A 10584-nucleotide genomic window follows, 5' to 3' on the forward strand; every position below is an offset into this window, starting at 1 on the left:
GCCATGTTCTCACTGGCGAACAAGGTCGCGGTCGTCACCGGTGGCGGTCGCGGCATCGGGAAGGGCATCAGCCTCGCGCTGGCGCAGGCGGGCGCGACCGTGATCTGCACGGGGCGCAGCGCGGCGCCGCTGGACGTGACGGCGGCGACGATCCGTGCGCAGGGCGGTCGCGCGCTGGTTCTCGTCAACGACGTCGCGCAGCCGGGCGCGGCGCAGGCCATCGTCGACCGCGCGCTGTCGGAGTTCGGGCGGCTCGATGTCTGGGTCAACAATGCCGGCAGCGCCGCGCGCGCGGATGTCGGCCCGCTGATCGACCTCGATGAAGGCCAATGGGACCGGGTCGTCGATCTCAATTTCAAATGGACGTTCTTCGCGGCCCAGGCCGCGGCGCGCGCGATGAAGGCCGGCGGCGCGATCATCAACATCACCTCGCGCTCGGGCTCCCAGCCCAATCCGATGACGGGGCAGTACGGCGCGGCGAAAGCCGGCGTCGACAACCTCACGGGGACCATGGCGGTGGAATGGGGCCACCTCGGCATCCGCGTCAACGCCATCGCGCCGGGCCTGGTGCTGACCGAGGACAACGCGGAATTCATGTCCGGACCGCGGGCGCAGAAACAGGTCGACGTCGTGCCGCTCGGCCGGCTCGGTACGCCCGACGACATCGGCCCGCTCTGCGTCTATCTCGCCTCCGACGAGGCCGCCTGGATCTCGGGCATCGTGATCCAGGCCAATGGCGCCAGCCGGATTCCGTTCGGCTACCTCGCTTATCTGCACAAGATCGCGAAAGCGAAGCAGGAGGCGCCGGTCGCCTCATGACGTCATCGGAACGGCTCGAACCCTATCGCCGCGCCGATCTGCGGCCGCTCTACGATCCCAAGAGCGTCGCGATCATCGGCGCCTCGCCGCGGCCGACCTCGTTCGGCGCGCGCACGGCGGCCAACCTCAGGGGCTTCTTCGGCGGCCGCACCCTGCTCGTGAACGACAAGTATGACCGGATTGGCGAGGCGCCATGCTATCCGAATCTTCGCGCGTTGCCGCAGGTTCCTGACGTCGCCCTGATCACGACGCCCGCGGCGAGCGTGGAGCCGATCATCGAGGATTGCATCGACGCAGGGATTCCCAGCGTGATGCTCTACGCCTCGGGCTTCGCCGAGATCGGCACGCGCCAGGCCATCGAAACCCAGAACCGTATCGTGCGGCGTGCGCGGGACGCCAATCTCCGGCTGCTGGGGCCGAATTGCGTCGGGCTTCTGAACTACACCAGCGGCGCTCGCATCACCTTTGCCGCGGTCCCCGAGACCCGGCCGCTGGCGCCGTTCGCGATCGGGCTGGTCAGCCAGTCCGGCGCGCTCGGCTTCGCGCTGGCTCAGGCCATCGAGCGCGGGGTCTCGTTCAGTCATGTCCTGACATCAGGCAATTCCGGCGATGTCGATGTTGCCGACTGGATCGCCGTGCTGGCGGAAGACCCGGCCTGTGCCGTGATCGCTTGCGCGTTCGAGGGGATCGCGCATCCGCTGAAGATGCTCGCGGCGGCCGAGCGCGCCTGGGAGCATGACAAGCCACTGGTCGTGTTCAAGCTCGCGACGGGCGAGACCGGCGCGGCCGCGGCGCTGTCGCATACTGGTTCGCTCGCCGGTTCGGACGCGTCCTGGCGCGCCCTGCTCGAACGCGGCGGCGCGGTCGTCGTCGACAAATTCGAGGACCTGATCGAGACCGCCGCCTTCTTCGGCAAGGTTGGCCGGCCGAAGGCCGGGGGCGTCGCGGTCCTCGCCGGCTCCGGCGGCGCGGCGATCATGGGCGCCGACAGCGCCGAGCAGCATGGCGTGCCTCTCCCGCAGCCGGAGCCGCGCGTGCGCGCCGTGCTCGAGGCGCGCATTCCGCCGTTCGGGGCGCCGCGCAACCCCTGCGACGTCACCGCGCAGGTGATCTCGGACTCGCAATCGCTGATGGACTGTGCGGATGCGCTGTTGTCCGACCCGAACTATGCCGCGCTGGTTTACGGCTGCCCCTATGCCTATGCGCCGGCAACCGAGCGCCTTCCGCACCTCAGCGCGCTCGCCCGCAAGCACGGCAAGCCGATCTGCGCGGTGTGGCTCACGCAATATCTCGAAGGCCCTGGCGCGGACGTCATCGAACGCGATCCTGACATCGCGATGTTTCGCTCGATGGACCGATGTTTCGCGGCCCTGGCTGCCTGGGCCGCGCGGGCGGAACGCGCGGCGCACCTGCCGGCTGGGCTCATCGTCGATGCCGAACGCATGGCGCGCGCCGCTGCGCTGTTGCCGCCGCGGGAAGTCGTGCTCGGCGAGCGCGATACCAAGGCGCTGCTCGCAGCTTACGGTGTCGCGACCTCGCGCGACATCCCGGTGGTGAACGCGGACGAAGCGGCGGAGGCGGCGCGGCGGCTCGGCGGCAAGGTGGCCATGAAGATCGACAGCCCGGACATCGCGCACAAATCGGAGGCGGGCGGGGTCGTGCTGGGTGTCGAGGGCGAGCCAGCCGTGCGCGCGGCCTTCGATGCGATCATGTCGTCCTGCGCTACGGCCGCGCCGGACGCGACGCTGCGAGGCGTCCTCGTGCAGGAGATGGTTGCTGCGGGCGTCGAGATCATCGTCGGGATCAAGAATGATCCCGGCTTCGGGCCGATGATCGTCATCGGCCTCGGTGGCGTCCTGACCGAGCTGCTGCGCGACAGCGTCACGGCGCTTGCTCCGGTCGACGAGCGTGAAGCCCTGCGGCTGCTCGCACGACTTCGAGGGGCGGCGATCCTCGGCGGCTTCCGCGGTTCGCCGCCGGTCGATCGCGGCGTGCTGGCGCGCACCATCAGCCGGATCTCGGGACTCGCCTGCGCCCATCGCGACCGTCTGCGCGAGCTCGACGTCAATCCTTTAATTTGCCGCGGGGCGTCCGTCATCGCGGTCGATGGCCTCGCCGTGGTCGGCCCGTTGCCTGAGAGGAAGCCATGAACTTCGAATGGAGTGCACGTGACCAGGCGTTCCGCGACGAGGTCAGGTCGTTCCTGGAGCGCGAGCTGCCGTCGGACTGGGAGACGATCGCGCGTCACGGACCCGGCTCGCCGCAGCAGACCGAATTCTCCCGGACCTTCTGCGCCAGGCTGGCGGAGGCGGGGCTGCTGGTGCCGCATTGGCCGAAGGAGCATGGTGGGCGCGGCAGCTCGGTGTGGGAGCACTTCATCCTGGGCGAGGAGATGTGGGCGGTCGGCGAGCCGCGCGGCCCGCAATACATGAACGTCAACTGGATCGGGCCGACCATCCTCCGCTTCGGCACCGACGAGCAGAAGGCGCGTTACATCCCGGAGATCGCGGCTGGCAACGCAGTCTGGTGCCAGGGCTTCTCCGAGCCGTCGGCCGGCTCCGATCTTGCCTCGCTGCGAACCCGCGCCGACCGCGATGGCGATCACTTCGTCATCAACGGATCCAAGGTGTGGACCTCCTATGCCGGTCTTGCCCAGCACTGCTTCCTGCTCGCGCGCACCGGCGGCAGCCGCAGGGAAGGCATCTGCATCTTCCTGATCTCGATGCAGACGCCGGGCATCACCGTGCGGCCGATCCCGGCGCTCGTCGGCAACGGCGACCTGCACGAAGTGTTCTTCCAGGATGTCCGCGTTCCCGCCTCCAGCATGCTCGGCGAGGAAGGCAAGGCGTGGTCGTTGATCACCTACGCGCTCGCCAACGAACGCATCGGTCTGCCGCGCTATCAACTGTCCGCGCGCATGCTCGGCGAGATGGTGCAGCATCTCAAGGCCAACGGCTCGTGGAGCGACGATATCGTCAGGTTCAGGGCGGGACAGGCGCTTGCGGCTTGCGAGGCCGCGCGCATGCTGGTCTATCGCGTCGTCGACCAGCGCTCGCGCGGGCTGCCGCCGAATGCGGAATCGTCTTTGGCCCGGGTCGCGATCGTCGACGCCGACCACGCCGTCGCCGACTTCGCGCTCGATTTCGTCCCGGAAGCGTTTTCGGGCGACGTCCTGCCATTGCTCAAGCCGCATCACGAACGCGCAATCGCGGCCGGCATCGCCTCCGGCGCGGCCGAGATCCAGCTCGGCATCGTCGCCGCCGATTACCTGAATCTGCCGAGGAGCTAGGCGCATGTTTCTCGATATCAGCGACGACCAGGATGCCCTGCTGACGACGACGACGACGCTGCTTGCGCGCGCCAGGAATCGCCTCGTGCTCGGGGGGAGCAAGGCGTCCTTCGATCTCGAACTCGATGCGGACCTGGAAAAGGCAGGCGTGCTCGATGCCGCGTCCTATCCGGAGTTCGGCGTATCGACCGCTGCGCTCATCGTGCACGAGGTTTGCCGCAGCGCGTCCATCGCGGAAGTGGCGGCCTCTTCCGTGATCCGTCCGATGATCTGCCCCGATGCGCCGAGGCCGCTCGCCGTGCTGACGGGCGATCCCTCTCAGGCTGTGCGTTTCCTGCCGGTCGCGAAGGCTGTGCTCGTGCTGTCGAGCACAGGCGCGGCGTGGTTTCCGGTCTCGCCGGACGACATCGACATCGTCGATGCCTATTTCGCCTATCCGATGGGGCGGCTCCGCGATCCCGAAAGCTGTCTCTCGCGCGCGCGGGCCGTCAGCGATCCGACCCTGCCGCGCCGTCTCGCCCAGCTCGCAGTGGCGGCGGAGATCACCGGCGTGCTTCAGGGCGGACTCGACAGCGTGATCGCCCATGTCACCGACCGGCGGCAGTTCGGCCGGCCGCTCGGCACTTTCCAGGCCGTGCAGCACCGGCTTGCGGCCTGCGCTTCGAAGATCGCTGCAGCCAAATGGCTGGTGTTCAGGGCCGCTGGCGCCGGAGCTACGCACACGGATGTGGTTGCAGCGCTCGCGCGTGCGCAGTCCGTCGTCGATGCGATCGTCTACGATCTGCATCAGTTTCTCGGCGCCATGGGGCTGACTCTTGAACATCCCCTCTATCGCTGGACTTACCGCGCAAAGCTGCTGAAGTCGGAATTAGGCGGAGCTGCCCGCGGCAATCGCGAGCTGGCAGAACTTGCTTGGCCGTGATGCCAACACGTCTGCTGTGATCGTGATGCGTCGCTGATCGATAAGGTGTCAGCCGCAAACGAAGTGACACAGCACTGTCGCATGCGCCGCGAGTAAAGCTGGACCGCGAGCGCCTCGCGGGCGGTTGCAGGTCGTCGGGCCCCTGGAGGTCAATTTACAATCGACCTGTAACCTATTGATTTCAATAGGAGCTCAGAGGCCTTCTCTTGCACCTGATCGCTGCTTGGCTTTTCACAACTTGTGGATCTGATGCGACGGGGCGACGAGCTTTGCCGCTCGCCCACGAGGACATTGGCGCGAGTAGCGCCGATCGCCTGTTCGCGGCGGCACAGCTCGGTGCTTGCTGAAGCAGCCCGAAGCGGATTGTCCGAAGCGCGCGTTCGATTGGCCCGGGCGATCGAGGCCACGACCTTCGTCGGGAGTGACGAAGGAGGGCTTGGCTTGCCCATTGAACAACGTTAGATGTAAGCGATCGTCTTATCCGTGGTTAAGTTGTTGTCTCGATCTGTTGCGCGAGTTTGGGGGCCCGGCAAATCCTGCGTGGTTCCCGGTTGGGATCCCGGCCTGTTTCGGCCGGGTTTGAAGCTTGGGTCATGACTATTGCGATTGCAAAAGCGCCTGACGAGGCCGCGGGCACACCCGGCGGCAATGATCCTGAGCTTCCTGCGTCGCTGCTTTCCTTCATTCTGATCGCCAAATTCCTCGGTGTCCCCGCCGACGCCGGCCAGATCGCCCATGACCATGGCGCGCCTGGCGAGCGGTATCGGCTTGAGGATCTCGCCCGCATCGCCAGGCGGCTGAAAATCGTCGCCAAGGTGAAGCCCGCGACGACTGAAGCGCTGCACAAGGTCCCATTGCCTGCGCTCGCCGAGTTGCAGGACGGCGAGGCCGTCGTTCTGCTCAAGGTCGACCAGCAGGAGGCCGGATCGCGCTACCTGATCCAGCGCGGCAATGGCGGACGTCCCGAAGTGTGGACGGCGGAGGATTTCGGCGACCGGTATGCCGGACGGCTCCTGCTGATGACGACGCGCGAGCTGATGGCGGGGGCGACGCGCCCGTTCGACATCAGCTGGTTCATTCCGGCGCTGGTGAAATATCGCGGACCCCTGCGCGACGTGCTGATCGGGTCGTTTTTCCTGCAGCTGATGGGGCTGATCTCGCCCATCTTCTTCCAGCTCGTGATCGACAAGGTGCTGGTCCATCAGTCGCTGACGACGCTCGACGTGCTGGCGATCGGGCTGTCGGCGGTGCTGATTTTCGAGACCGGCCTGTCGGCGCTGCGCAACTGGCTGTTTGCGCACACCACCAACCGCGTCGACAGCGAGCTCTCGTCGCAGCTGTTCCGGCACCTGCTCAACCTGCCGCTGTCGTATTTCGAGGCACGCCGCGTCGGCGACAGCGTGGCTCGCGTGCGCGAGCTCGACCGCATCAGGGAGTTCCTGACCTCGAATGCCGTCACCGTGGTGATCGACCTGTTTTTCACCATCGTGTTTTTCGGCGTCATGTACGCCTATAGCCCGCTGTTGACCCTGATCGTCACGCTGTCGATCCCGCTCTATGTCGCGATCTCGGTGATCGTGACGCCGCCGCTGCGCGCCCGTCTCGACGAGAAGTTCAAGCGCGGCGCGGAGAACCAGTCTTTTCTCGTCGAAAGCGTCACCGGCATCGGGACGCTGAAGGCGATGGCGGTCGAGCCGCAGATGCGTGCGAAATGGGAGAAGCAGTTCGCGGGTTACACCAGCACCGGGTTTCAGGTCGCGACGCTCGCGAACTGGGGCAGTCATCTGATCCAGCTGGTGTCCAAGCTGACCACGGTTGCGATCCTCTTTTTCGGCGCGAAAGCGGTCATCGCCGGCGACCTCTCGGTCGGATCGCTGGTCGCGTTCAACATGCTGTCCGGGCGTGTCGCGCAGCCGATCCTGCGGCTGTCCCAGCTCTGGCAGGATTTTCAGCAGGTGCGGATCTCGGTCGACCGGCTCGGCGACGTCCTGAACGCGCCGGCCGAGCCCGATCACAATCCCAACCGGGCCAGCCTTCCGCCGATCAAGGGCGCGGTCAACTTCGATCGGGTTCGTTTCCGCTATCGTCCCGACGCGCCCGAAGCCCTGCGCGGCATCTCGCTCGCGATCCAGCCGGGCGAGATGATCGGCATCGTCGGCCCCTCCGGCTCGGGCAAGTCGACGCTGACCAAGCTGGTGCAGCGTCTTTACGTGCCGGAGCAGGGCCGGGTGCTGGTCGACGGCGTCGATCTCGCGCTGGTCGACCCGGCCTGGTTGCGCCGGCAGATCGGCGTCGTGCTGCAGGAGAACATCCTGTTCAATCGCTCGGTGCGCGAGAACATCGCGCTCGCCGACACCACGATGCCGATGGAGCGGGTCATCGCCGCCGCGCAGCTCGCCGGCGCGCACGAGTTCATCCTCGGCCTTTCGCACGGCTACGACACGGTGATCGACGAGCGCGGCGGCAACCTCTCGGGCGGGCAACGCCAGCGGATCGCGATCGCGCGGGCGCTGATCGGCAATCCCCGCATCCTGATCCTCGACGAGGCGACCAGCGCGCTCGACGCCGAGAGCGAGGAGATCATCCAGCACAATCTCGCCGGCATCGCCCGCGGCCGCACCGTCATCATCATCGCGCATCGTCTCTCCGCCGTGCGCCAGTGCGACCGCATCGTCACGGTCGAGGCCGGCGAGATCACCGAGACCGGGGATCACCAGACGCTGCTGCGCTCGGGCGGCCGCTATGCCCAGCTCTACACCAAGCAGATGGGGCGCTCGACGTGACGGCCTGGGTCGCCGAGCGCTTCCCGACCCTCGCCAGGCACTGGGCCGTGCTGCGGGCGAGCTGGGGCATGCAGAACGAGGCCGACCGCAACCGGCGGCCGCGCTCCGATCACGAGTTCCTGCCGGCCGCGCTCGAGATCATGGAGAAGCCGCCGAGCCCTGGCCTGCGCATGCTGCTGCTGATGACCTGCGGATTCTTCACCGCCGCGCTGGTCTGGTCCGTCATCGGCACGGTCGACGTCGTCGCGGTGGCGAGCGGCAAGATCATTCCGTCGAGCAAGGTCAAGACCATCCAGCCGATGGAGATCGGCTCGGTGCGCGCCATTCATGTCGCCAACGGCCAGCATGTCGAGGAGGGGCAGCTTCTGGTCGAGCTCGACCCGACGCTGGCGACCGCCGACGAGGCGCAGGCGCGCCAGAACCTGCAGGCCTCGCGGCTGATCCAGGCCCGCAATGCGGCGCTGCTCGCCTATCTCGACGGCCGTCCGACCGGCTTCGTCGCGCCGGACGACACGCCGGCAGCGATGGTCGTGGTGGAGGAGCAATATGTCCGCGCCAGCATCGCCGAATACGAGGCGCAGGTGGCAAGCCTGCAGCAGCAGATCGCGCAACGCGCGGCCGAGCTGACCTCCGCCGAGGTCGAGATCAACAAGCTGCGTCTGACGCTCCCGCTCGTCGATCAGTCGCTCGAGGCGCGCCGGCAACTCACCGAGCAGGGCAATTTTGCGCGGCTGCGGCTGCTCGAATACGAGCAGCAGCGCATCGAGCACGTCCAGAACGTCGATGTGCAGCTCGCCAACGCGGCGCGGGCGCGCGCCGCGATGACCGCGCTGGAAGCCGAGATCCGCAAGCTGCGCGAGACCTTCGGCAAGACCGCCGTGACCGAGATGGTCCAGGCCCGCGACAAGGCGCAGCTCGCCGCCGAAGATCTGCGCAAGACCACGCGGCGGCGCGAGTTTCTGCAGTTGCGCGCGCCGGTGGCCGGAACGGTGCAGCAGCTCGTGGTCGCGACGATCGGCGGCGTGGTGCAGCCGGCCCAGCCGCTGATGACCGTGGTCCCTGATGGCGCCGAGATCGAGGTCGAAGCCCAGGTCCTCAACAAGGACATCGGCTTCGTGCGCGAGGGCCAGCCGGTCCGCGTCAAGCTGGAGGCATTTCCCTTCACCGACTACGGGCTGGTGCCGGGCATCGTCGAGAGCATCAGCCGCGATGCGATCGACATGTCGCAATCGAACGGCCAGCCGCAGCGCGACGACAAGGGACGGCCGGTCCAGCCCGGCCTCGTCTACGCCGCGCGCATCCGCCTGCTGCAGACCAGCATCCGAATCCGCGACCGCCAGCAGGCGCTCGGCCCCGGCCTCTCCGTGCAGGCCGAGATCAAGACCGGGGAACGGCGGATCATTCAATATCTGCTGTCGCCGATCACGCAGTCGCTCGATGAGGCGGGGCGGGAGCGGTGACCAGGCACGAAGCCTGCTCGGTGGTTGACATCATAGGCTCGTAGCCGACGCGCCCGGTGTGCGCTGAGCATGGCAGCCAAGTCTCCGCCGCCGAATACAACTGGGCGAACGGCTCGACCGGCTCGTCAGGCGCGCTGTCGAGCCTTCCTGTATGACGACATGGTGACGTCGTGGCTTGCTTTGCGGACCATTGCTCGCTTGCTACGCGCCTTGCGCAAATTTGCGCAGAACGGCTTGTGCGGATCTCCTGAACTTTGCCGAGTTCCATTTTCGGAAGCCGAGCGATCGTTGCCGATCGCAACGGATAGACACATCGCGAAACATTTTTTGGGGCGTATTGCGATTTCGTCTTGAAGTTGTATGCGGGTTAACGTTCTATGAATGCCGAAGGAGGGCAGTGGGGCTGCTTCCGATTATCTGCAACAGAACTATACATCCGCTTTCTCGTGTCGGCCGTCGATACAACCGCAGCGGGTAACACGCAGATGACCGGTCTTTTCGCGTCGGCAGACAGGCGGCCCTGACCGGGCTGCAGGCTGCCACGGCAGGCTCATTCCCTCATGATCGCAATACGCCCATTGGGCGGATCGAAACTAGGGAGCGAGAGCCATGGCAAAGAGCGCGAACGAGACGGCGGCCGCCGGCAAGCCGGCATTGAACGGGATCAAGGGCGGGGCCGCGGCCGGGCCGACGGAAGCGAAAGAGCGCGCGCTCGATCCGCAAGTGCTGGCGCAAATTGCCGCGTTCAAGATGCGGATCCAGGCCGGCGTCGGCGAGGTCGTCCTCGCCATGCTCAACCTGCCGCGCTACCGCAACCAGACCCTGGCCGACGTCATGCACCTCGTCGTCGAGCCGATGACGCGCGACCGCATCGCCATCGCCAAGGCCGGCGGCGAGGGCAAGGTCGAGGAGACCGCCGGCATCGCGATCTGGGCCAGCGTTTCCGACGAGGTCGACGCCAAGATCCGCGAGCAGATTCAGGCCCGCGTATTCCCGGTTCGGCTGAAGGCCGAAGACTGGGCCAGCGGCGAGACCACTTGGCTGCTCGACGTCATCGCCCCCTCGCAGAAGGTCGCCACCGCCGTGCTCGCGAATTTCAAGCAGGTGGTGAAGGACAAGCCCATCCGCATCCATCCGATCGTGAGTCAGCTGGTCGATCCGGAGGTGCTGGAGAAGATGAAGGTCAAGCCGGTCAGCGAAGCGCAGCCAAAGGAAGAGCGCAACTGAATCCCGAGGATTGGGCGAGGTTGCAGCGACGTCTGCGAACCAACGCACATCGAAGCGATCGGCAATCCGGACGGGAATCGCAGA

The 10584-nt window shown here is 66.7% G+C and carries 7 protein-coding genes; all 7 read left to right on the plus strand.

The window, feature by feature from the left end; all coding sequences use genetic code 11:
• Positions 1-3 precede the first annotated feature (3 nt).
• Positions 4-819: an SDR family NAD(P)-dependent oxidoreductase gene (locus tag Q0743_RS26285; RefSeq protein WP_298244386.1), complete on the plus strand. Its 816-nt coding sequence runs from the start codon at positions 4-6 to the stop codon at positions 817-819.
• Positions 816-2969, plus strand: a complete 2154-nt coding sequence (locus tag Q0743_RS26290; protein WP_298244387.1) for an acetate--CoA ligase family protein — start codon at positions 816-818, stop codon at positions 2967-2969. The genes Q0743_RS26285 and Q0743_RS26290 overlap by 4 nt, the downstream gene beginning before the upstream one ends.
• A complete protein-coding gene (locus tag Q0743_RS26295; RefSeq protein ID WP_298244388.1) occupies positions 2966-4108 on the plus strand; it encodes an acyl-CoA dehydrogenase family protein in 1143 nt (380 codons plus the stop codon). Before Q0743_RS26290 ends, Q0743_RS26295 begins: the two co-directional genes overlap by 4 nt.
• Positions 4109-4112: 4 nt before the next feature.
• Entirely contained in the window at positions 4113-5030 is a 918-nt protein-coding gene (locus Q0743_RS26300) for an acyl-CoA dehydrogenase family protein (RefSeq protein ID WP_298244389.1), read from the plus strand.
• A gap of 593 nt (positions 5031-5623) precedes the next feature.
• Positions 5624-7813 (plus strand): type I secretion system permease/ATPase, encoded by a 2190-nt coding sequence (locus tag Q0743_RS26305; RefSeq protein WP_298244390.1) that lies wholly within the window; start codon positions 5624-5626, stop codon positions 7811-7813.
• On the plus strand, positions 7810-9273 hold the full coding sequence (locus tag Q0743_RS26310; RefSeq protein WP_298244391.1) for an HlyD family type I secretion periplasmic adaptor subunit: 1464 nt from the start codon (positions 7810-7812) through the stop codon (positions 9271-9273). The genes Q0743_RS26305 and Q0743_RS26310 overlap by 4 nt, the downstream gene beginning before the upstream one ends.
• A gap of 609 nt (positions 9274-9882) precedes the next feature.
• Positions 9883-10500, plus strand: a complete 618-nt coding sequence (locus Q0743_RS26315) for a toxin-activating lysine-acyltransferase (protein ID WP_298244392.1) — start codon at positions 9883-9885, stop codon at positions 10498-10500.
• Positions 10501-10584 lie beyond the last annotated feature (84 nt).

This window comes from uncultured Bradyrhizobium sp. (assembly GCF_936943645.1).
Taxonomy (GTDB): domain Bacteria; phylum Pseudomonadota; class Alphaproteobacteria; order Rhizobiales; family Xanthobacteraceae; genus Bradyrhizobium.

What these genes read in the sequence shown, in the direction of transcription:
- Q0743_RS26290 (WP_298244387.1), top strand. Translation starts at nt 816, where the DNA reads ATGACGTCATCGGAACGGCTCGAACCCTATCGCCGCGCCGATCTGCGG.
- Q0743_RS26300 (WP_298244389.1), top strand. Translation starts at nt 4,113, where the DNA reads ATGTTTCTCGATATCAGCGACGACCAGGATGCCCTGCTGACGACGACG.
- Q0743_RS26315 (WP_298244392.1), top strand. Translation starts at nt 9,883, where the DNA reads ATGGCAAAGAGCGCGAACGAGACGGCGGCCGCCGGCAAGCCGGCATTG.
- Q0743_RS26285 (WP_298244386.1), top strand. Translation starts at nt 4, where the DNA reads ATGTTCTCACTGGCGAACAAGGTCGCGGTCGTCACCGGTGGCGGTCGC.
- Q0743_RS26305 (WP_298244390.1), top strand. Translation starts at nt 5,624, where the DNA reads ATGACTATTGCGATTGCAAAAGCGCCTGACGAGGCCGCGGGCACACCC.
- Q0743_RS26295 (WP_298244388.1), top strand. Translation starts at nt 2,966, where the DNA reads ATGAACTTCGAATGGAGTGCACGTGACCAGGCGTTCCGCGACGAGGTC.